Here is a 21527-nt window from a genome sequence, read left to right as displayed (position 1 = left end):
GACCCGGCACATGCGGTGGTAGTCTGTGTGCCAGGGAGTTGCCATCGGAGTAGCTCAGCGTCGGAATAAGATAATGGCGTCAGGCGGGCAGAGGTTATGAAGCGGATTCATAGATGATTTGAAGTGACTCCGTGCACCATGTACGGTTCAAAATTGATGTCTACTATAATGTGCATTATATTGTGTATTGTTAAGCACATTAAAAGGTGGATTATGGAACGTATTCTTGCTGAAAAATCCATAAATATTACAGAATTAAGAAAAAATCCGGCGAAATACTTTATTGACGAACCGGTTGCCGTGCTGTCTAACAATCGGCCTGCGGGCTATATGGTGAGTGCTCGGGTATTTGAAGCACTAATCGACCTGTTAGAAGAGAAACAGGGCAAAACGCATATTACCGCACGTTTTCGGCCCACGGCTGAACGCTTGAACCATATTGTCGATAGCGGGCAGGCACTGTTGGACAGCGCCTCGGATAAGGATCTCACTGAGTTCACGGAATAAGCATAAGGATTTTTAAATCTGCATTAATCCGCCAGCAATTAAGTCAACGAGAACTGGATGATTTGCTCGCGGATTTTCAGGTTTATAAACAGGATGGTGTGCTGCCCGATACGTTTGGTCGGGATGCATTGTATGATGATGAGGCCACCTCTCCCTTAGTGAAAGCAGAGCGGGTAGCGCATATCCATCTCGCCGATGCGGATGCGCATTTCCCTCGTTTTCTCCGCCAGTTCAAACGAACCAGCGATCGGGCTCATCTGGTTTACTGCCAGGGTGCAATGGAGCCTGACTGTTATCTTCTGATTATCATTCTCAAGCCCGAAGCACATAAAATGGCGAGAAATAACAACCATATGCACAAGATTGGCAAAATGGCTGAAGCATTCAGAATGAAGTATTGAACGCGATAATCATCAGCCTTCTTTCCGCCGCAGCATCGCCATCAGCGGCGTGACCGAAATCCCGTGCACCAGCACGCTGGCGGTGACGATGGTCAGGGCGATATCGGTGACCCGCGTGGCATCCGCGCCCTGCATACCGTGGACCCAGGCGTAGGCGATATAGTTCAGGCTGCCGATGCCGCGAATGCCGAGCCAGCCGAGACTGGCGCGATGCAGCAGCGTGCTGCCGGAACGCCAGGTCACTAAAAATACCGCCAGCGGGCGGATCACCACAAAAATAAGCAGCGCCAGCAGTAGGGCGGATGAATTCCAGTGACCGGACAGCGTTACGCCCAGCACGATAATCAGCCCGGCGGCCAGCAGCCGCTCGACGGTATCGCCAAACGAGAGCGCATCACCGATCACCAGGCCGACGGATTTAATCGGCGTGCGTTCCTCAATGCCGTGGCGGGTATGGGGGTTAATCTGCATCTCCGCCGGAAAATCGTGAATATCTTCCTCTTTGTCAGCGTGTCTTTTCTGCACGCTGATTTCCGCGCTGCGCAGGCCGATGCCCGCGGCAAACGCGGCCAGAAAACCGGATGCGCTGAGTGACATCGCCAGTGAAAAACTCAGGCAGATAAGCGCCAGTGCAACGAAATCACTGGGTGCCATATCCCCCTGCGCATGGCGGGAGCGGGTGGCGATCAGGCCAATAAACCGGCCCAGCGCAAAGCCAATCAGTAGCCCTCCCGCCAGCGCCCAGACCAGATCGACGGAGAGCCAGGTGAACCATTCTTCCGTTCCGGGCGTTTCCCCGGCGTGGTACCAGATCAGCGCCAGCATCAGAAAGGGCAGCGCCGTGCCGTCGTTCAGGCCCGCTTCACTGGACAGGGCGATGCGTAATCTATCGCCGTCCCGCGCATCGTTGATCGAAACCAGGCTGGCCAGCACCGGATCGGTGGGGGCCAGAATCGCGGCCAGCGCCAGTGACAACGGCCAGGAGAGGCCGGTGAGATAGTGGGCGGCAACCATAATCCCGGCGATGGTCAGCAGCATCCCCGGCAGCGCCAGCAGGATGCCCGTTTTCCAGTAGGGCGAGGAGAGCGGCAGGCGTATTTTCAGGCCGGTGATAAACAGCGATGCCGCCATGGCGATCTCGGTTATCCGACTGGTGAGGGAGGCGTGTTCCACGATATCGAGGTTGACGATATTCAGCCCCCAGGGGCCGCAGCCGATGCCCACCAGCAGGTAAAGCCCGAACACCGGGATCGGCGCGCGGCTGATCCAGCCATATGACAGCGACATTAAAAGTAACAGGCCGCCCGCTGCTGCCGTCCACGCCAGATATCCCATACCTCTCCACTTCAGAATAAAAATTTCATGCTTAGGTATAGTTGTTCAGGTCGCGGTTTTCCAGGCATTGAGAACCGCCGGTGCCGCGGAAGACGGACCTGCGATGCATTGAGGCGTTGAAATATTTCTGGTTCGGGTTACCTATTCCTGCACCCCTTCAAAGGTGGAGATGACCCGCTCAATATGCCGTTTCATCGCCTGCCTGGCCGCCTTCGCATCGCGTTTCTCCAGCGCGCTCAGAATTGCCAGGTGCTCATGCTCCGACGCGTTGGGCATGTCACTCGGGGTAAAGTGCGCCTGCAGCATGCGGAACATGCTGCCGTAGCGGTGCCCCAGCAGGTGGCCGATGATAAATCCATAGGCGGGATTGCCGCTGGCCTGAGCGATGCGGATATGGAATAACCGGTCGCCGGGGTGAGTTTGCGAATTCGCCCGGTTGTCTTCACAGTTCTGCTGATAAGCTGCGCGGATCGCCTCCCGTTCGGCATCGCTGGCGTGCAGCGCGGCCAGCGCGGCGGCTTCCGGCTCAATCAGCAGGCGTGCCTGCAGCAGCGAGAAGGGCGGCAGCTCGGTGGAGAAATCCAGATTAATCCCCAGCTCATCGTCCGGCTCGTGCCACTGATCGCGGCCTGCCTCGGCCATCACCGGCTCCGCATTGCTGCGTCGGGCTTTGACAATCACGCCGTTGCCGACCTTCACATCGACCAGGCCAATGACCTCCAGCGCGATCAGCGCCTCCCGGACCGATGCCCGACTGACCTGCAGCTGTTCGGCCAGTTCACGCTCGGCGGGAAGGCGGCTGCCGGGCGGAAATTCATTATTGTCGATAAGCTTAATCAGTTGATCAGCTATCTGCCTGTAAAGTCTTGGGTTTTCCATCTTTTTTATCGGCATATCGCGCTTACCTGAAAATTAAATTTAAGTGACTGCGTGCACAAAAAAGCAACATCACACTTGCCAATGTTACATAAATGTCAATAAAAAGTAATTCTTCTGCGGCCATTTCGGTATTTTTACGACCCTCAACGTGAGGGAAACGTTTACCCTCAATGGCCTGACCATTAGATCATTATACCAAAGGAGTTGCAATGAACCTACAGGGGAAACGCGTGCTGATTACCGCCGCCGGGCAGGGGATCGGACTGGCCACCGCGCGGCATTTTGCCGAACTCGGAGCCGAGGTGATCGCCAGCGATATCCGGCTTTCCGCGCTGCACGATCTGCCGGGCATTACGCCGTATCAGCTGGACGTGACCGACCGGCAGGCGATTGCCCGGGCGGCAGAGGAGATCGGTACGCTGGACGTGCTGTTCAACTGCGCGGGCGTGGTGCACAGCGGCAGCCTGCTGGCGTGCAGCGAGAAGGAGTGGCAGTTCGCATTGGATCTTAACGTTACCGCGATGTTCCATATGATCCAGGCATTTCTGCCGGCCATGCTGGCGCAGAAAAAAGGGTCAATTATCAACATGTCGTCGGTGGCTTCCAGCGTGAAGGGCGTGGCCAACCGTTTTGCCTACAGCACCACCAAGGCGGCGGTGATTGGCCTGACGCGCTCGGTCGCAGCGGATTTTATCGGCGACGGCATCCGCTGTAACGCTATCTGCCCGGGCACCGTGGATTCGCCTTCGCTGCGCCAGCGCATCGCCGCACAGGCGCAGGCGGAAGGCAAAAGTGAAGAGGAAGTCTACCGCGCCTTCGTGGCTCGTCAGCCGATTGGCCGCATCGGCAGCGCCGAAGAGATCGCCGCGCTGGCCGCCTATCTGGCCTCCGACGCCAGCGCCTACACCACCGGAACCGCACAGATTATTGACGGCGGCTGGAGCAATTAATTAAGGAGCACGGCATGAAATTAGTTCGTATTGGTGAACCCGGCCAGGAGCGCCCGGCCCTCGTTGATGAAACCGGCGCGCTGCGTGATATCTCCGGCTATGTGGACGATATTGCCGGGGATGTGCTGCTGCCGCAGTCGCTGGAAAAACTGCGTCGTTTGCCCGTTCATACCCTGCCGAAAATTGACGGCGAGCCGCGGATTGGCGCCTGCGTGGGGCGGATCGGCAAGTTTATCTGCATCGGCCTCAACTACGCCGATCACGCGGCGGAAACCGGCGCGGCGATCCCCGCCGAGCCGGTGGTGTTCAGCAAATGGACCAGCTCGGTCGTCGGGCCAAACGATGCGGTACGCATCCCGCGCGGCTCGGTGAAAACCGACTGGGAAGTGGAGCTGGGCGTGGTGATCGGTAAAGGCGGCAGCTACATCAGCGAGGACGACGCGCTGGGTCACGTAGCGGGCTACTGTGTGATTAACGATATCTCCGAGCGGGAATACCAGCTTGAACGCGGCGGCACCTGGGACAAAGGCAAAGGCTGCGACACGTTTGGCCCGATCGGCCCGTGGCTGGTCACCGCCGATGAAATTGCCGACCCGCAGCAGCTTAATCTGTGGCTGGAGGTGGACGGGCATCGCTATCAGAACGGCAACACGCGCACGATGATTTTCACCGTGGCGCAGATTATCAGCTACCTCAGCCGTTTTATGAGCCTGCAGCCGGGCGACGTGATTTCCACCGGCACGCCGCCGGGCGTCGGGCTGGGCCAGACCCCGCCGGTGTATTTACGTGCGGGCCAGATTATGCGCCTGGGCATCGAAGGGCTGGGTGAACAGCGTCAGACCACCGTTGGAGAATCACTGTGACCACATTAACCGCCCTGCGCGTAGAAGATATCCGCTTCCCGACCTCGCAGCACCTTGACGGCTCGGACGCGATGAACCCGGACCCGGACTACTCCGCCGCGTATGTGATTATCGAAACCGATAACCCGGCGCTGAGCGGCCACGGACTCACCTTCACCATTGGTCGCGGCAATGAGATCTGCTGTGCGGCGATCCGCGCCATGCAGCACCTGCTGGTGGGGCGTCGGCTGGCGGATATCACCGCCGACATGGGGCAGTTCTGGCGGGAGATCACCGGCGACAGCCAGCTGCGCTGGATCGGCCCGGATAAAGGCGCGATGCACCTGGCGACCGGAGCGGTGGTCAACGCCGTCTGGGATCTGTGGGCCAAATCGGAACAGAAACCACTATGGCGGCTGGTGGCCGATATGTCACCGCAGGAGCTGGTGCGCTGCATCGATTTCCGCTACCTGACCGACTGCATCACCCCGGCCGAGGCGCTGGATCTGCTGGCTACCCGCGAGTCGGGTAAAGCACAGCGCATCGCCGATCTGCAGAATAACGGCTATCCCTGCTACACCACGTCGGCGGGCTGGCTGGGCTACGACGACGACAAGCTGCGCCGCCTGTGCCAGGAAGCGGTGGACGCGGGCTTCTCGCATATCAAGCTCAAGGTGGGCCGCGACCTTGCCGACGATAAGCGTCGCGTGGCGATTGCCCGCGACGTGCTCGGCCCGCACCGCCAGCTGATGATCGATGCCAATCAGGTGTGGGAGGTCAACGACGCGGTGGACTGGGTGAAGGAGTTGGCGTTTGCCGAGCCGTGGTTTATCGAAGAGCCGACCAGCCCCGACGATGTGGAAGGGCATCGCCGCATCCGCGAGGGGGTGCATCCGATTAAGGTCGCCACCGGCGAAATGTGCCAGAACCGCATTCTGTTTAAGCAGTTCATCATGCGCGAAGCCATCGACGTGGTGCAGATCGATGCCTGCCGCCTCGGCGGAGTGAATGAGGTGCTGGCGGTGATGCTGATGGCGGCGAAATACGGCCTGCCGGTCTGCCCGCACGCGGGCGGCGTCGGGCTGTGCGAATACGTTCAGCACCTGTCGATGATTGATTTCGTCTGCATCGCCGGGACGCATGAAGGGCGGGTGATTGAGTTTGTCGACCATCTGCACGAGCACTTCCTGCATCCGTGCGAAATCCGCGGCGCGGCCTATATGCCGCCGACGGCGCCGGGCTTTTCCATCGAAATGCATCCTGCCTCGCTGGCGCAGTATCGCTTTCACGGCGAGGGAGCATAACGGTGCGCATCGATGCCCATCAGCACTACTGGCGCTATCGGGCGGCGGATTTTCCGTGGATCGACGAGGAGATGGCGCGGCTGCGGCAGGACTTTCTGCCGGACGATCTGACGCCGCTGCTGGCGGGGCGGGAGTTTGACGGTGCGATTACCGTGCAGGCGCGGCAGAGCCTGGACGAGACGGCGCAGCTGCTGCGGTGGGCGGACACGCGAGGCGAAGCGGATGGGGTAGTGGGCTGGGTGGATATCACCGCCGCCGACCTGGCCCGTCAGCTGGATTCGCTGCGCCATCCGCGCCTGCGCGGCTTCCGCCATCTGGTGCAGGACGAGCCGGATCCGGCCGGCTGGCTGCGTCTGCCTGCGGTCGCTGCCGGGATGCGCGAGCTGCAGCGGCGGGGCTACGTCTGGGACATGCTGGTGACCTGGCGGCATCTGCCGGAGTTAGCCGCATTTGCCGCGCGGCACGATCGGCACTGGCTGGTGCTGGATCATCTGGGCAAACCCGATATTGCCCGGGGAGCCAAAGCCTGGGGCGAGCAGGTCGCCGGGCTGGCGGCGATGCCGCACGTGGTCTGCAAGCTGTCCGGGCTGGTGACGGAAGTCCCTGAGGGGCAGTGGAGCGCGGCGCAGCTGCGCCCGTTTATTGAGGAAGCGCTGGCGCGGTTTGGCTCGCAGCGCCTGATGTTCGGTTCCGACTGGCCGGTGTGCCTGCTGGCCGCGGAATACGACGAGGTCAGCCAGCTGCTGGAGGGTGCAACGGATGCCCTCTCACTGGACGAACAGGCGCAGATTTGGGGAACAACCGCGGCCGGCGTATATGGCCCGACAGGAGGCGAAAGTGGATCTGTTTTTAAACGATAAAGTGGTGATTGTCACCGGCGGTGGCTCCGGGATCGGGGCGGCAATATCAAGGCTACTGGCGGAGGAGGGGGCGATTCCAGTGATTGTCACTAACCGTATGCCGGATGAAATCTGGCTGGCGGAACTTAGGCGCCTGCAGCCCGCGCTGGAAACGGTGATCGCCGATCTGTGTGATGAAGAGAACTGCCGCACGGCGGTAGCGCGGGTGATGCAGCGCTTCGGACGCGTGGATGCGCTGGTCAACAACGCCGGGGTGAACGACGGCGTGGGGCTGGAGGCCGGGCGGGCGGCGTTTGTCTCCTCGCTGGAGAAAAATCTGATTCATTACTATCAGATGATGCACTTCTGCCAGCAGGCGCTGGAAAGCAGCCGCGGCGCGGTGGTGAACATCGCCTCCAAAACCGCGCTCAGCGGGCAGGGCGGCACCAGCGGCTACTGTGCGGCGAAGGGGGCGGTTCTGTCGCTGACCCGCGAATGGGCGGTGTCCCTGCGCGAAAGCGGCGTGCGGGTGAATGCGGTGGTTCCGGCCGAGGTGATGACCCCGCTGTACGAACAGTGGATCGCCAGCTTCGACGATCCCGCCGCCCAGCTGGAAAAAATCAATCAACGTATTCCGCTGGGTAAACGCATGACCACGCCGGAAGAGATTGCCAACACCGTGGTGTTTCTGCTGTCGCCGCGCGCCTCGCACACCACCGGCGAATGGCTGAGCGTGGATGGCGGCTATCTGCATCTTGACCGGGCGCTGCTGTGAGCGGCCGCACGCAGCGGTTCTGCCAGGCGCTGGACCTGGTGGACAGCGAAGAAAAAATCGCCGAATACCAGCGGCTGCATCAGCGCATCTGGCCGGAGGTGGCCGCGCACATCCGGCAGCACGGGGTGGTCGATATGGAGATTTATCGCCTCGGCACCCGGCTATTTATGATTCTGGAGGTGGACGAACGCTTTGACGGAGAACGTTTTAATCAGGCATCGCTGAGCAACCCGATTATCCAGCGATGGGAAGAACAGATGTGGCAATTCCAGAAGCCGACCCCGTGGACCGCCAGCGGCGAGAAATGGGTGGCGATGGCGCGAATATTCTCTTTGCAGGACCAATAAAAACTCTTACCTCCCTACCAGTACGCTACGAGGATATAACTATGTCTACAGAAAGAATCCGGATGTCTTCAGGCATCGGGAGCAGCGGCAGCGTCAGTGTGCGCTGGGCGTTTATGCTGATCACCACGCTGTTTTTTATGTGGGGCGTGTCATACGGCCTGCTTGACGTCCTGAACAAGCACTTTCAGGAAACGCTGCACGTGACCAAAGCGCAGTCCGGGCTGCTACAGGGAGCGTACTTCGGTGCCTACTTCCTGGTGGCGATGCCGGCGGGCTACTTTATGAGCCGCCGGGGCTATAAAGCCGGTATTCTTGCCGGTCTGATGCTGTATGCCGTTGGTGCGCTGCTGTTTGTGCCTGCGGCGATGGTGAACAATTTTATGATGTTCCTGTTTGCGCTGTTCGTGCTGGCCTGCGGGCTGGGCTGCCTGGAAACGGCGGCTAACCCCTACGCCACCGTGCTGGGCGACCCGAACGGGGCGGAGCGTCGACTCAATCTGGCACAGTCGTTTAACGGCCTGGGGCAGTTTGTCGGCCCGATGATCGGCGGAACGCTGTTCTTCTCCCAGACCACGGCGGAAGAAGCGCAGGACACGGTGAAAATGACCTACGTGGCGATTGCCTGCGTGGTGATCGGCATCGCCTTCCTGTTCAAGCGCACCGCGCTGCCGGACATCCGCGAGTCGGAAGAGGCGGCGGCTCAGCACGCCGGGACTTCGCTGTGGCAGCACAAACACTTCGTCGGCGGGGTGATCGCGCAGTTCTTCTACGTGGCGGCGCAGGTGGGCGTGGGCGCCTTCTTTATCAACTACGCCACCGAGCACTGGCACGGCGTGACCAATCAGAGCGCGTCCTACATGCTCTCGGTGGCGATGATCTGCTTTATGCTGGGCCGCTTCTTCTCCACCTGGCTGATGGGCCGCGTGGCACCGGCGCTGATCCTTGCCGGCTATGCGGCAATCAATATCGTGCTCTGCGGCGTGGTGATGCTGGGAATGGGCGATGTCTCGGTGGTGGCGCTGGTGGCGATCTTCTTCTTTATGTCCACCATGTTCCCAACCATCTTTGCCATGGGGGTGAAAAACCTCGGCAATGCCACCAAGCAGGCCAGCTCATTTATGATTATGGCCATCGTCGGCGGGGCGATCATGCCTTACTTTATGGGGCTGATTTCCGACCGGCTCAGCACCGCCGTATCATACGGCCTGCCGCTGCTGTGCTTCGTGGTGGTGCTGTTCTATGCCTTAAGCCAGCGGCGGAATGCGGTTTAAAGGTGTTGAAAAACGAAGGTGGTGCGGCGCTGTCTGCCAGCCCCTGTCGGCGATAAGCCTGCAGGCGCGGTCTGACTCTGGAAGGTGCAGGGCCGGATCGCGACCGCCGAGGTTTACGCTGGCTTCTGCTTCTGCCATGCTGACGGCGAAAATGGACAAACCGCCAGGAAGCTGCCGTGTGATTGATTTTAAAGACTATCTTGCACAAACGAATTCGCTCCGTACGAGCCTGACCGATACGGCATCGATAATCACAGGCACGGTTGAAGGGCTGTACTACCGGCTTTATCGTCAGAGTGAAGAGCCCGTCGAGGTCGTCGTCATTTATCACGGTGGTGGGGTCAGCGGCGATGCCGGGTACGACATCCTTGCCCGCCAGCTCTGCGAGTATGGCTCTGTTGCCGTCTGCCTGGTCGATATTCGTGGGCACGGTTACTCCACGGGCGAGCGCGGCACGGTGGAACGACCAGCGTGTGTCTGGCGAGATGTTGATCGGCTGCTGGCCGAAATGCGCCGTCTTTTTCCCAACGCACGTCGCCATTTGCTGGGGCACTCCAGCGGAGCCGGGATGCTGCTGAACTACTTCACGCTTTATCCCTTCACCGAACGGGCGGACAGCCTAGTTCTGCTGGCTCCCGAGCTGGGGCCGTTTTCCGGTACGGCTAAAAAAACGACATGGCCGTTTGCCCGCGTGCGGCAGTGGCCTTTTGTGGTTAATGCGCTCAGCGGTGGCAGGCTGGTGGGCCAGCGCCGCGCCGTCAGTTTGCACTTTCCCGATGCGTTAGCGGAACCGCCTGCGGGTCTGGTCCGCCACTACAGCGTGAATATGGCCAATGCCCTGACGCCGCGTCATCCAGGCAGACAGCTGGCGGCGCTGCCGATAGCGACGTTAATACTGGCCGCTGCGCAGGATGAGATTATCAGCCCGCACGCGCTGGGCGAGTTAGTGTCCCGGGCCGAAAATGCCAGGCTGGCGTTCCAGTCGATCGAACAGGCATCACATCTGGCCTGTATCTTTGTCGCCCATCCTTTCATTCATCACTTCCTGATGAACATAAAGCCTGCCGCTAAGGGGCTGGCCAGGGATTAGCTCTTTTCTGGGGAACGAGCGGCACAAAGCGCAACGAGCATCCCGATCAGTGCCGCGCCGCTCAGACCCCGAAAGACCGCTTGCCAGGCGGCAACATCCGGCTGCGTGCCGAGCAGCACCGCTATCACCGCCAGCGTTATCGCCCCGGCAACATACTGGCTGGTGACGATCAGCGCACTGGCGCGGCCCTGCTGCTGCTCGGGAACGGCGCACAGTCCGACGGCAAACATCGCCGGATAAATCAGCCCGTGCCCCAGCCCGCTCAGGGCGATCCCGCCAATTAGCGGCAGTGAAAGCGAATCGGTCAGATTTATGGAAAGCAGCCACAGCCCCAGCCCGGCTGCGGCAAATCCCGCCATCAGCAGCTGCGTACCGGAAAAGCGGGCGCTCAGCCTGCTGTAAATTGCATTACCGAGCACAATCAGCAGCGCCAGCGGCGTAAACAGCAGCCCGGTGGTGACGGCATCCAGATGCTGGCTCTGCTGCCACAGCAGGGTCATGGCGAAAAACTGGCTGCCGACGCTCGCCATATAGCAGGCGCTGCTGAGCCAACCCGTTTGCAACCCCGGCAGGCTGCGCAGCGCTCGCGACAGCAGCGGCCGCGGCGCATAGCGCTCGTGCAGAATAAACAGCAGCAGCATCGCCGCCGCCAGCCGGTTAGCGAGGAAATCCGCCGAACCGTTTTCCGCGAAGCGCGTTAATGCCCACACCAGCGCGCCCGCCGCCGCACAGCCGATAAGTGCGCCGCCGCCATGAAGCAACCGGAAGATCGGCCTGCGTTTGGGTTCTGCTGAATGACCGCTTGAGTTTACGCCCGGCCCCGTCTTTAAGCCCGCCAGGCCGACCTGCATGCCTGCGGGTAAAAAGTGTCGTCTGATCAGCCATAGCGCCAGCAGCCCCGGCGGCAGGTTGATAAAGAAGATTGCCCGCCAGCTCAGCGCGGTCAGCGCACCGCCGAGGATCACCCCGGCAACCAGCCCCGATGCGCCGATGGCGCTCCAGATCGCCAGCGCGCGGCGATGCGAATCCCCGCTGAAACGCTGGGCCATCAGGGCGAGTACCGCCGGCTGCAGCAGCGCGGCGGCGATCCCCTGACCCCCGCGAGCGGTGAGTAACAGAGCGCCGTTCTGCGCCAGTCCACCCAGCAGCGAAGCAAATAAAAACAATACCATGCCAGCGATAAACATCCGCCGTGCGCCCAGCCGGTCGCAGAGCGCGCCGCCACTGAGCAGCAGGGCGGCAAACGTCAGGCCATAGAGAGAAACCACCCACTGCATCTCACTGGTGGAAAGGTTCAGCCGCTGTGCCAGCGTGGGCAAGGCAACGTAGACAATGGCGTAGTCCAGGGCGATCAGCGCCTGAGCGATGCCGGGAGCCAACAGCGCCCGGTAAGGGGAGGTGGCACGAGAAGGTGTTGCGGTTATCTCGGACATGAATTTTTCCTGTCAATTCGTAAGTGATGAAACTGATTCATCTGCTCATTGCGATACGTAACAGGTTAATCTCGATATAATGCGGCAATCAAAATCATCTTTTTCAGCCATGGATGAGTTAAATTCAGCTATGAAATCACCCAGACTGCCGCCGCTTTCCGCCATCCGCGCCTTTGACGCCGTTGCCCGCCACGCCAGCTTTAAGCAGGCGGCAGAGGAAATCGGCGTGACGCCCACCGCCATCAGCCATCAGATCCGTACTCTGGAAGCGTCGCTCGACCAGCGGCTGTTCACCCGCTCGGCACGTGGGGTGGCCCTGACGCCTGCCGGGGACATTCTGTTTCGCGCCTCGGGCAGCATCTTTGCCACGCTGCGCGAGGCCGTTGAAACGCTGACGCATGCCAGTCAATCGGCGGCGCTGACGCTGAGCACCACCTCAAACTTTCTGACCAACTGGCTGGTGCCAAGGCTGCCGCAGCTGAATGCCGAACTGGCGGATCTGGAACTGCGCCTGCACAGCGGGACGGAACTGGTGGATGTGCGCGGTACGAAGGCTGACTGCGCGATCCGCTACGGCATGAAGCCGGACAGTTCGCTGGATAATACGCTGCTGTATCAGGACCGCTTTGTTCTGGTGGCCAGCCCGGCGCTTAGGCTGAAGACCCGCGAAGACCTGAAGGGGCAGACGCTGTTTCATATTGAAAATCGTCTGGTGCCCACGCAGGAGCCGAGCTGGCAGCACTGGAAGGAAGCCTTTGGTCCGGCAGACCTTTCCGTGGCTTCGGGCACCCGTTTTGATGATGAAATGCATGCGATTCAGGCGGCCATCGCCGGGCAGGGGGTATTGCTGGCCAGCGAACTGCTGGTGCAGCGCGCGCTGGCGCAGAAGCTTCTGCATATTGCGCTGCCGGGCAGTTTGCCGGGTGGACAATATTACTTTGTCACCAGCCCGGAAAAGGCTCAGAGGGAAACTATCCTCGCCCTGAAACGGTGGTTACTGCAGGCGTTTGGCTGCGAAGATCCGCAGTGAAGTTCGCCAGGGTTTAATTCGACGGATTAAAGTTATCCCGCCAGACCGTGGGTGGAACTTTATACTTCTCGCGAAAATTTTTGCTGAAGATAAATGCGCTGCTGAATCCGCAGCGCCACGCAATTTGCTCAATTCTCAGGTGGATATCCTTTTCCAGCATTTCACGGGCTTTAATCAGGCGTATTTCTTTAATCACCGCCATCACCGTGGTTCTCTGCTCTTTAAACGCGCGGTCCAGGCTGGAACGGGAATAGCGCAGTTCCTGAGAAATGCTATCGGGGGATAAATCGTGTCGGGAATAATTCTGCGCGATATACGACCGAGCCGCATTATAAACGTGGCTGAGATTCCCGCTTGAGAGCAGGCCCTGTTCCTTCGCCACGTCGGCCAGCATCAATAACGCCATATTGTGCAGGCCATCCAGGATCAGCGAAGTTGATTTCACGTTCATCGCGGCGGAATGGCTGTGCAGTAACAGCATATGCGCCACCATAAAGTCCTTGAGGTGATGATTCTCCATCGCCAGCATCGGCCCCGGCAGCCTGCCGTCAAAAATCTCTTTGACGGCTTCCATATCGGGTAGCAGATACAGCTGCCTGACGTCATCGCTGCGGTAGGTGTAATAATCATTGCGCTCATGCACCATCAGCGAACCCGAGGTGACTTCCGTGGCGGTAGATTTTTTTCTGCCGCTGATAATCTGTGACCCTTCCAGCAGCAGAGAAAAATAGAGCGAAGTCTGCTCGGTTTTATGCGGGTCGAACACGGTGATATTGCGGGAACCCCAGGCACTGCAAAAATCGCCTTTCGTACCGGAAATGGTTTTATGCTGGGCGATAATCTCTTCCGGCCGGCGATCGTCGGCAACGTCTATGCCGTAGCAGCTAATATTCTGCGATATTTGCTGATAGCGTAGCTCCGGCGGGATATCCGCAGCATCAAGAACGTGAGGGACGTAGAGTTCTGTCGGTCTGGACATCTTCTGAAGGTATCCTTTGTTTTAAACACCGAATGCATTTTTATACACCAGGTGGAGGATACAGGCTAATAATGAACGCGAATGACTACATCAACCCAGACGGCCCGGCACCGGCAGCGAACTCAAGTTAATCGTGCAAACGCTATGCAGAGGCCGCTGGCGGAAAACTGAGCCTCGATGTTGAACTCCCGAACGGTTCTCAGTTCGCCTTTGTACTGTAAACACGGGCATTTGCTGAACGTCAATCCGTTGAGAATTTTGTGTCGCTAATCGCAGAAAGCAAAAAGCCCGCTCAGGTTTCCCTGAGCGGGCTTCTTAAATATGGCTCCTCTGACTGGACTCGAACCAGTGACATACGGATTAACAGTCCGCCGTTCTACCGACTGAACTACAGAGGAATCGTGTGAACGAGGCGCATATTAGCGATCCGCCTGTTGGCTGTCAACAGCAAAAAACGCGATGGCTTTTAACTGATGGCGTTTAAAGCAGTGCGTTGTTTTAATGAACAATTCCACCCGGATTCAGCTGTTCCAGCTGTCGCTCAAGCCGCTGATACGGATCCTGGCGATAGAACTGGCGCAGGCGTTGGTACACCACGGGAAAACGCGCCAGCAGCAGCTCGGGGGCGCTGAAGAAATATTCCGACAGGACGGCGAAGCACTCGGCGGGATCGCTGGCGGCATAGGCATCGATCGTGGCGGCGTTTTCACCCACCAGGTCAATCTCCTCCTGGATTTCATTCATGGCGGCCAGCATATCGCGCTCCCATCCGGCAACGTCGCGCAGCGCCATGGCCGGAATACCGGTCGATTCACCGCTGCCGTGGGCATCCAGCTTGTGGGCCACTTCGTGGATCACCAGGTTATAGCCGGAGCGGTCGAACGAGTCCTGAATATCCAGCCAGTTCAGCACAATCGGCCCCTGTTCCCAGCTCTGGCCGGATTGCACCATGCGTTCGCGGTGTACCAGGCCGAACTCGTCCTGCCATTCGTCATCAACCATAAAAGGCGTGGGATAGATCAGCACTTCATGAAAGCCATCCAGCCAATCGTAGCCCAGGCTGAGCACCGGCAGGCAGAACAGCAGCGCCACCCGGCAGCGTTTCAGATCGTCCAGTTCCAAATCCTGCAGGCCTAGCAGACGTTTCTGCCGTAAAAACCGGGCGGCGAGGGTAACCAAATTTTGACGTTCAGCTTCATCGAGCGGAGCCAGCAGCGGCATCTCCAGCGCCTGCTGCCAGGGTAATCCACTGGTCGCTGCGTCATCGTCGCTTTTCCACGGCCATCTGATCATGCTGATATTGCCCCCACTCAGATAAAAAATTCCCCTTACACCATGCCGCAGCTGCACTCGTGCTGCAACGGGAGAATGCGCACTGCACGGGAGGGGTGTGAAGAGGATGAAATGATTATCACGAAAACGGCCATTTTTAATGGCAATTTGAGGGGCGTATTCAACCAGTTATATTAAGAATTGTCTGTGATGCGGCGCAAAAGGCGCTGAAAAACTTCAGCGCCGTGCATGATTAACGACGATCAGATCCGTTCAAAATCAATCACCCACACCCAGGGGTTCACTTCCCAACTGGTTCCGCCGTACTGCGCGGTCCAGGCCTTGCGATAGGCTTCCTTGGGGGAGACGGTTTCGTTCTGTATGGTAAAAAAGTTGTTTAAAAAATGGCTGTCAAACTGTACGCCTTCCGCCATGATGTCATCATCACTGATATCCTGGATTTTCTCCACGCGCAGACGGGTAATCAGCAGATCGATACGGCTGGCCCAGCGCGGCATGTGAATACCCGCCTGCCAGCCGGGATGACCCACCCCCTCTTCGCTGCCGAAGGCGCTGGTATCGGCGCGGTAGCGGCAGTACTGGCGGTCCTTGAATGCCGCCGGATCCTGCTGATAACGTGCAACATCTTCTGCAGCAATCACCGGGCCGCGCCAGGTTTCGCGCACCCACAGCCGATCCCCCGGCTGACCGTGCGGGCTGTGGTAGCTGATGTTCTCCATGCTCATGACCAGGTTTCCTTGCAGGTGGTTACGCTGAACGTCAATGCCGTAACAGCCTTCATGATTATCCTGACCGGGTCCGAAAGGTTGGGATTTCATGATGCGCCGGGTCTGGCTTTGCCGGCCAGATAGCAGGGCGCGCACCCGTTGATCGCTGAACAGAATCGGGCGTTCTTTCATGGGATAACCTCTATATCTTTCTGAACCAAACCAGCTACATAGTTAAAATGAAAACACAATGCGGAGAACTCCTAACTTAAACCTTTAACACCAATCAGAAGCATTATTTTCGTAAAACATCAGTAAAATTTAATAAAAAAAACGGAAAGATCATCGGGCGTTCAGGACGACAGGCGGGCTTTAAAATCGCCCTGTTTACGCCGCCGCCCGATACCATTTTTGCAGCGTAACATATTTTACATGTTGCTTAATTACAATGTCTTAAAGCAGGGCGGCATTTTTAAAATATTCGGAAAAGTGTGGAGCATACCTGGAGAGCTCAGCAGAACGCAAACGATAATCTCAGGCCAGGAGGAACAGGTGAAACGTTTCGTTACCTTTAGCCTGTATTATGACTGCTTACTGATTTGCCTGAAATTTAATCGGTATAAATTAGCTGCAGAAAACTTCCTGTCATCAGGCTGTAACATAATGAATACATGCATTATAAAGTGATAAGGGTCGCATTTTTATCGTGCGGGCACAGCAGGCTGTCGTGGCTCATCGCCATTCAGATCGCAACAAGTCCAAGAATGAAGGGGAGTCTTTAATGCTGAATACCTGGCAATCACGTTTTGAACACTGGCTGCACCAGAGCTGGCAGAAAGAAGATAAGGCGCATGATGTGGCGCATCTGGCGCGCGTCTGGCAAACCGCTCAGCGCATTATGCAGGGAAGCGAGGCCGACCCGCTGGTGGTGCTCACCAGCTGCTATTTTCACGACATCGTTAACCTACCGAAAAATCATCCTGAGCGGCACCTGGCTTCCGCCATGGCGGCGGAGGAAGCGAAGCGGCTGCTGCTGACGGAGTTCCCGGATTTCCCGACGGAGAAAATTGCCGCCGTGATGCACGCGGTACACGCCCACAGCTTCAGCGCCGCCGTCACTCCGGAAACGCTGGAAGCAAAAATCGTGCAGGACGCGGATCGCCTGGAATCGCTGGGTGCGATAGGTCTGGCGCGGGTGTTTTACGTCTCCGGCGCCTTGGGGCGCTCGCTGTTTGACAGCCACGATCCGCTGGCCCGCGAAAGACCGCTGGATGATGCGGAGTGGGCGCTGGACCATTTTCAGAAAAAATTGCTCAAGCTGCCGCAAACCATGCAGACCTTTGAAGGCAAACGCCTGGCGGAGATTAATGCTGATTTTCTGGTGGCTTATATGGCAAAACTCTGCGCGGAGCTGCAGGGCGATTTCTGCGGCACGGACCGCCAGGTGCTGGCCGAGTTTGGCATGAGCCACTGATATATTAAATTTTTATGACAGTATGGTTAAATTTAGCCTGACAGGCTAACTTGATGTGTAAATTTATCAGGAGATTCAACAATGACCGAGACAGTAAGCCTGACGTTAAAGATCGATCCTGTATTAAAAGAAACGCTGAAAGCTATCGCGCTCGAAAATCAAACTTCGGTCAGTCAGGAAGTTACCCGCCGTCTGCTTATCACCCTGGAAGGGGCGCAGGAGCCGGAGGTTGACAACCAGGATACCCCTGAAGAGCTGACTGAACAGCTGAGCGCGGCCGAACTCAAGCAGATCCGTGCGCTGCTGAAAAAAGGTAAAAAGAAGAAGTAATCGCTGGAGCGTTTTCCAAGCCCAATGTCAGTAACGTCCCTTACGTGAGGGACGTTACTTTGTTAAACCTGCCTTTTAATTGCCTGTCCATTTAGCGTATCGCCGGCCTTTTTTCAGCGCCTGAACGTTAACGCAACGTTGGCCAGGAATGGCCCGACGGCTCACCCACGCCAGTCTTACAACTGCGCCGTGGACGTGTTTTGATCACGCTTTCTTTTCGACGTCCTCATCCCCGTAATAGAGCACGCCCAGCTTGATTAACGGGCGGCCCTGACTTTTACGATGCAGATTGCTGTCGCGCAGCGAGTAGACGCAGCCGCAGTACTCCTGCTGATAAAACCGCTCGCGTTTGCTGATTTCAATCATCCGCGCCGATCCGCCTTTCTTGCGCCAGTTGTAGTCCCACCAGGTAATGCCCTGATAGTGGGCGGCGGCGCGATCCCCGCAGTCGTTGATCTGCTGCATGTTCTTCCAGCGGGAGATGCCCAGCGAGCTGGCAATGACCGGGAAGCCGTTTTCAGTGGCATAAAGCGCGGTCCGCTCGAAACGCATATCAAAACACATGGTGCAGCGCACGCCGCGCTCCGGTTCCCACTCCATCCCCTTAGCCCGCGCAAACCAGTTGTCGGTATCGTAATCCGCATCGACAAAGGGAATGCCGTGCTGTTCGGCAAAGCGGATATTCTCCTCTTTGCGCAGCAGATACTCTTTCTGCGGGTGAATATTGGGATTGTAGAAGAAGATAGTGTAATCAATCCCTGAGGCCTGTAGGGCCTCCATGACTTCCCCGGAGCAGGGCGCGCAGCAGGAGTGCAGCAGCAGTTTTTTGGCGCCTTTCGGCAGCGTCAGCGTTTCGCGTTCAACAGTGCTCATAAAATCAGATCCACATTAATTGGAGTGGGGGGTAAGTGTAGGGGCATCCTGCGCGACAATAAAGCGCTATACTCAGACGTTCTTGCCAAAGGAAGCTCAGGATGGCTGACGTACATAAACCCGACGTGCGCAGTAAAAATATGCGGGCAATCCGCACTCGCGATACCGCCATTGAACAGCGCGTGGCGGAACTGCTGGGTGAACTGGATATCCCGTTTCGGGTACAGGATAAGTCCCTGCCCGGCAGGCCCGATTTCGTTCTGCCTGACTATCGGGCAATCATCTTTGTTCACGGCTGCTTCTGGCATCATCACCACTGCCACCTGTTTAAGGTGCCCGCCACGCGCACGGCGTTCTGGATGGGGAAAATCGACAGTAACGTGGTGCGGGATAAACGCTATATTGCCGAACTCACCGACGGTGGCTGGAAGGTGCTGCTGGTGTGGGAGTGTTCGCTGCGTGGGAAAACCCGGCTGGAAGAACAGGCGCTAAGCGCCCGCCTGGAAGAGTGGATCTGCGCCGCTGAGAGCAACGGCGAGATCGACGAGCAGGGGATCCACCAGCTGTAGCGCTTAGTCCCGGCTGACGGGCTTAATAATCGGTTTTGCCGGGAACAGGTATTTCCCCAGGGTCACCAGCACGACGGCAAAGACGATGATCGCCAGCGCCAGCCATTCGCGCGACGACAGCGATTCTCCGGCGAAGCCAATTCCTAACAGCACCGCCACGACGGGGTTGACGTAGGCATAGCTGGTGGCGACCGCCGGCGTAACGTTGCGGATCAGGAACATATAGGCGTTGATGGCGATAATCGAACCGAACAGGCTCAGATAGCCCAGCGCCAGAAATCCGGGAAGCGTGGGGGTGCCGGTCAGATGCTCACCGCTCAGCGTGCTGGCGAGCAGTAAAACGATACCCGCCGACAGCATCTCAATCGCGCCCGCCATCATCCCCTGCGGCAGTTCAATGCGTGAACCCCAGACGGAGCCGAACGCCCAGGTCATGGAGCCGGCCAGAATCATCAGCGCGCCCCACGGATTGCCGGCCATATGCCCGCCGCTGTTCAGCAGCAGGATCCCCACCAGCCCGACGCCAATCCCCAGCCACTCAATCCAGCGGGTCTGAATGCCGAACATCCGGCTGAAACACATGGCAAACAGCGGCACGGTCGCCACCATCACCGCAGCCAGGCCTGAAGGTACGTGCTGATGCTCAGCAACGGTCACCGCGCCGTTCCCCATCGCCAGCAGCAAAATGCCGATAATCGCCGCATTCTTCGTGGCTTTCAGCGACGGCAGTTTTTCACCGCGCAGCAGCAGGAACGCCAGCAGCACAACGCCCGCCAGCAGGAAGCGCAGCCCGGCCATCATCATCGGCGGCCAGCTTTCCACGCCGATGCGGATAACCAGATAGGTGGAACCCCAGATAAAATAGAGAGAGAACAGTGCGGCCAGCAGCGGCAGCCAGGCAGGAATACGACGCAACTTCATGTTAATAGCTCAGTCCGGTTGAGTAATTGCAGCGCTAAATTCTCGTTTTTTAACGGCGAATAGGGAAATGTTTTTCTCACCAGCAGGGAATTTTTTTACAAAATTTGCACTTGTTACGCATAATTGTTTAGATCATCCCCACTTTCTACGGCGAAACGCAGGGCGAACATGGCCAGTGTCAAACTGACGGTAAAGCGATTATATCAACTCAGCGGCGAACGCATGGTGAACACCCGGGCGACGGCGCGAATTTTCGTCGGCGATCGGCTGATCGCCACGGAAGAAATTACCGGCATGACTGAAAGCCCGGTAAGCAAGTATCTGCACCATACTGAGCTGCAGGGCCAGCCGGTGCGCGTTGAGTGGGACTGTGAAGGCATTGCCGATATGGCGGTGCTGGAGATTGAACGGTGCCCCTGTTGTCAACACGATGAACATGAATAAGGAACGAAACTTTGGCGGGAAGTAGCTTACTGAGCTTGCTGGATGATATTGCCACGCTGCTTGATGACATTTCGGTAATGGGGAAGGTGGCGGCAAAGAAAACCGCCGGCGTGCTGGGGGACGATCTCTCGCTCAATGCGCAGCAGGTCAGCGGCGTGAAAGCCAACCGCGAGCTGCCGGTGGTGTGGGGCGTGGCGAAAGGCTCGTTCCTCAATAAACTGATCCTGGTGCCGCTGGCGCTGGTGATCAGCGCCTTTGCGCCCTGGGCGATTACGCCGCTGCTGATGGTTGGCGGTGCCTACCTCTGTTACGAAGGGGTGGAAAAGGTGCTGCACAGCCTGCACAAAAGCAAAAGTGATGAAACCCCGGAAGCGCGTGAACAGCGCTTGCTGAAGGTGGCACAGCAGGATCCGGCGGCCTTCGAGAAGAAAAAGGTGCAGGGGGCTATCCGAACCGACTTTATTCTCTCCGCCGAAATCGTGGCGATCACCCTGGGGATCGTTTCGGAAGCGCCGTTGCTGAATCAGGTGTTGATCCTGTCCGGAATTGCGATTCTGGTGACCGTCGGCGTTTACGGCATTGTGGCGGCCATCGTCAAGATTGACGATCTGGGCTACTGGCTGCAGAAGAAGAGTTCGGCGCTGGCAAAATCCGTGGGGGGCGTACTGCTGGCAACGGCACCGTGGCTGATGAAAATTCTGACCGTGGTGGGAACGGTGGCGATGTTCCTGGTCGGCGGCGGCATCATCGTTCACGGCGTGCCGTTCCTGCATCATGCCATTGAAGGATTCAGCGCGGACTTTGGCGCGGTGGTTGCCGCGCTGGCGTCCAACGGCGCCAACCTGGTGATTGGGTTTATCGTGGGGTCGATTGTGCTGTCGCTGGTAAATTTGGTTGCCAGAGTGCGCGGCTAATCGGTATAACGTGCGGCTTG

24 protein-coding genes, 1 tRNA gene and 1 pseudogene are annotated in these 21527 nt (G+C 58.1%); 17 read left to right on the top strand and 9 right to left on the bottom strand.

The genetic code is table 11. The features are described 5' to 3' along the window. Positions 1-213: 213 nt before the first annotated feature. Complete coding sequence (gene yafN / locus PGH32_RS09995) at positions 214-507, top strand: type I toxin-antitoxin system antitoxin YafN (protein WP_314423472.1); 294 nt, start codon at positions 214-216, stop codon at positions 505-507. A gap of 2 nt (positions 508-509) precedes the next feature. Next, positions 510-908: a type II toxin-antitoxin system YafO family toxin gene (locus PGH32_RS09990; protein ID WP_337894284.1), complete on the top strand. Its 399-nt coding sequence runs from the start codon at positions 510-512 to the stop codon at positions 906-908. Between the two features lie 12 nt (positions 909-920). Here the strand turns inward: PGH32_RS09990 and PGH32_RS09985 are convergent, their stop codons facing one another. Both PGH32_RS09985 and PGH32_RS09980 read right to left on the bottom strand, forming a co-directional pair. Further along, positions 921-2243, bottom strand: a complete 1323-nt coding sequence (locus PGH32_RS09985; protein ID WP_337893914.1) for a cation:proton antiporter — start codon at positions 2241-2243, stop codon at positions 921-923. 141 nt (positions 2244-2384) lie between these two features. After that, positions 2385-3137 carry a FadR/GntR family transcriptional regulator gene (locus PGH32_RS09980; RefSeq protein ID WP_314423462.1) on the bottom strand — a complete coding sequence of 251 codons (753 nt, stop codon included), beginning with the start codon at positions 3135-3137 and terminating at the stop codon, positions 2385-2387. A 194-nt stretch (positions 3138-3331) separates the two neighbouring features. Here PGH32_RS09980 and PGH32_RS09975 point away from each other — a divergent pair, with 194 nt between their 5' ends. From PGH32_RS09975 to PGH32_RS09940, 8 genes are all read left to right on the top strand, one after another. Next, positions 3332-4072 carry an SDR family oxidoreductase gene (locus tag PGH32_RS09975; RefSeq protein WP_337893913.1) on the top strand — a complete coding sequence of 247 codons (741 nt, stop codon included), beginning with the start codon at positions 3332-3334 and terminating at the stop codon, positions 4070-4072. 14 nt (positions 4073-4086) lie between these two features. Continuing rightward, on the top strand, positions 4087-4935 hold the full coding sequence (locus PGH32_RS09970) for a fumarylacetoacetate hydrolase family protein (RefSeq protein ID WP_314423457.1): 849 nt from the start codon (positions 4087-4089) through the stop codon (positions 4933-4935). After that, positions 4932-6218, top strand: coding sequence for an L-fuconate dehydratase (locus PGH32_RS09965; RefSeq protein ID WP_337893912.1), 1287 nt, complete (start codon positions 4932-4934; stop codon positions 6216-6218). The genes PGH32_RS09970 and PGH32_RS09965 overlap by 4 nt, the downstream gene beginning before the upstream one ends. A 2-nt stretch (positions 6219-6220) precedes the next feature. After that, positions 6221-7078 (top strand): amidohydrolase family protein, encoded by an 858-nt coding sequence (locus PGH32_RS09960; RefSeq protein WP_337893911.1) that lies wholly within the window; start codon positions 6221-6223, stop codon positions 7076-7078. Beyond that, on the top strand, positions 7056-7832 hold the full coding sequence (locus PGH32_RS09955) for an SDR family oxidoreductase (RefSeq protein ID WP_337893910.1): 777 nt from the start codon (positions 7056-7058) through the stop codon (positions 7830-7832). Before PGH32_RS09960 ends, PGH32_RS09955 begins: the two co-directional genes overlap by 23 nt. Next, complete coding sequence (locus PGH32_RS09950; protein ID WP_314423445.1) at positions 7829-8179, top strand: L-rhamnose mutarotase; 351 nt, start codon at positions 7829-7831, stop codon at positions 8177-8179. The genes PGH32_RS09955 and PGH32_RS09950 overlap by 4 nt, the downstream gene beginning before the upstream one ends. A 41-nt stretch (positions 8180-8220) precedes the next feature. Further along, complete coding sequence (locus tag PGH32_RS09945; RefSeq protein WP_337893909.1) at positions 8221-9450, top strand: sugar MFS transporter; 1230 nt, start codon at positions 8221-8223, stop codon at positions 9448-9450. 178 nt (positions 9451-9628) lie between these two features. Next, on the top strand, positions 9629-10540 hold the full coding sequence (locus tag PGH32_RS09940; protein ID WP_314423439.1) for an alpha/beta hydrolase: 912 nt from the start codon (positions 9629-9631) through the stop codon (positions 10538-10540). Here the strand turns inward: PGH32_RS09940 and PGH32_RS09935 are convergent. Then, positions 10537-11973, bottom strand: a complete 1437-nt coding sequence (locus PGH32_RS09935; protein ID WP_337893908.1) for an MFS transporter — start codon at positions 11971-11973, stop codon at positions 10537-10539. The two genes, PGH32_RS09940 and PGH32_RS09935, sit on opposite strands and share 4 nt — an antisense overlap. A 130-nt stretch (positions 11974-12103) precedes the next feature. Here PGH32_RS09935 and PGH32_RS09930 point away from each other — a divergent pair, with 130 nt between their 5' ends. Next, positions 12104-13003, top strand: coding sequence for a LysR substrate-binding domain-containing protein (locus tag PGH32_RS09930; protein ID WP_337893907.1), 900 nt, complete (start codon positions 12104-12106; stop codon positions 13001-13003). A gap of 13 nt (positions 13004-13016) precedes the next feature. Here PGH32_RS09930 and PGH32_RS09925 read toward each other — a convergent pair whose 3' ends face one another. Continuing rightward, entirely contained in the window at positions 13017-13982 is a 966-nt protein-coding gene (locus tag PGH32_RS09925; protein ID WP_314423430.1) for a helix-turn-helix transcriptional regulator, read from the bottom strand. A gap of 137 nt (positions 13983-14119) precedes the next feature. Between PGH32_RS09925 and PGH32_RS09920 the strand changes: the two are divergent. Further along, positions 14120-14203, top strand: a pseudogene (locus PGH32_RS09920) (transcriptional regulator); the annotation flags it as partial. A gap of 101 nt (positions 14204-14304) precedes the next feature. Here PGH32_RS09920 and PGH32_RS09915 read toward each other — a convergent pair. The 3 genes from PGH32_RS09915 to PGH32_RS09905 all read right to left on the bottom strand — a co-directional run bounded on the left by PGH32_RS09915 (position 14305) and on the right by PGH32_RS09905 (position 16174). Then, a tRNA-Asn gene (locus tag PGH32_RS09915) sits at positions 14305-14380 on the bottom strand. 100 nt (positions 14381-14480) lie between these two features. Further along, the gene (gene mtfA, locus PGH32_RS09910) at positions 14481-15275 is read right to left on the bottom strand and encodes a DgsA anti-repressor MtfA (RefSeq protein WP_314423428.1); all 795 of its coding nucleotides are present in this window, start codon (positions 15273-15275) and stop codon (positions 14481-14483) included. A 242-nt stretch (positions 15276-15517) separates the two neighbouring features. Beyond that, complete coding sequence (locus PGH32_RS09905) at positions 15518-16174, bottom strand: hypothetical protein (protein ID WP_337893906.1); 657 nt, start codon at positions 16172-16174, stop codon at positions 15518-15520. Positions 16175-16763: 589 nt separating this feature from the next. Here PGH32_RS09905 and PGH32_RS09900 point away from each other — a divergent pair. Further along, complete coding sequence (locus tag PGH32_RS09900; RefSeq protein ID WP_337893905.1) at positions 16764-17456, top strand: phosphohydrolase; 693 nt, start codon at positions 16764-16766, stop codon at positions 17454-17456. A gap of 81 nt (positions 17457-17537) precedes the next feature. Next, positions 17538-17786, top strand: coding sequence for a hypothetical protein (locus PGH32_RS09895; protein WP_123329045.1), 249 nt, complete (start codon positions 17538-17540; stop codon positions 17784-17786). A 204-nt stretch (positions 17787-17990) separates the two neighbouring features. Here PGH32_RS09895 and PGH32_RS09890 read toward each other — a convergent pair whose 3' ends face one another. After that, entirely contained in the window at positions 17991-18659 is a 669-nt protein-coding gene (locus tag PGH32_RS09890; protein WP_314423417.1) for an epoxyqueuosine reductase QueH, read from the bottom strand. A gap of 101 nt (positions 18660-18760) precedes the next feature. Here PGH32_RS09890 and PGH32_RS09885 point away from each other — a divergent pair, with 101 nt between their 5' ends. Next, the gene (locus PGH32_RS09885; RefSeq protein WP_337893904.1) at positions 18761-19228 is read left to right on the top strand and encodes a very short patch repair endonuclease; all 468 of its coding nucleotides are present in this window, start codon (positions 18761-18763) and stop codon (positions 19226-19228) included. Between the two features lie 3 nt (positions 19229-19231). Here PGH32_RS09885 and yedA read toward each other — a convergent pair whose 3' ends face one another. Beyond that, entirely contained in the window at positions 19232-20149 is a 918-nt protein-coding gene (yedA, locus tag PGH32_RS09880; protein WP_314423411.1) for a drug/metabolite exporter YedA, read from the bottom strand. Between the two features lie 168 nt (positions 20150-20317). Here yedA and PGH32_RS09875 point away from each other — a divergent pair, with 168 nt between their 5' ends. Continuing rightward, complete coding sequence (locus PGH32_RS09875; protein ID WP_200544209.1) at positions 20318-20593, top strand: hypothetical protein; 276 nt, start codon at positions 20318-20320, stop codon at positions 20591-20593. Between the two features lie 11 nt (positions 20594-20604). Beyond that, positions 20605-21507, top strand: a complete 903-nt coding sequence (locus tag PGH32_RS09870) for a DUF808 domain-containing protein (RefSeq protein WP_314423406.1) — start codon at positions 20605-20607, stop codon at positions 21505-21507. The last annotated feature ends 20 nt before the right edge of the window (positions 21508-21527 follow it).

Source organism: Erwinia sp. SLM-02, assembly GCF_037450285.1.
Classification (GTDB): domain Bacteria; phylum Pseudomonadota; class Gammaproteobacteria; order Enterobacterales; family Enterobacteriaceae; genus Erwinia.
The sequence above is the reverse complement of the archived record's forward strand: the minus strand, read 5'-3'. Positions and strand labels throughout refer to the sequence as shown.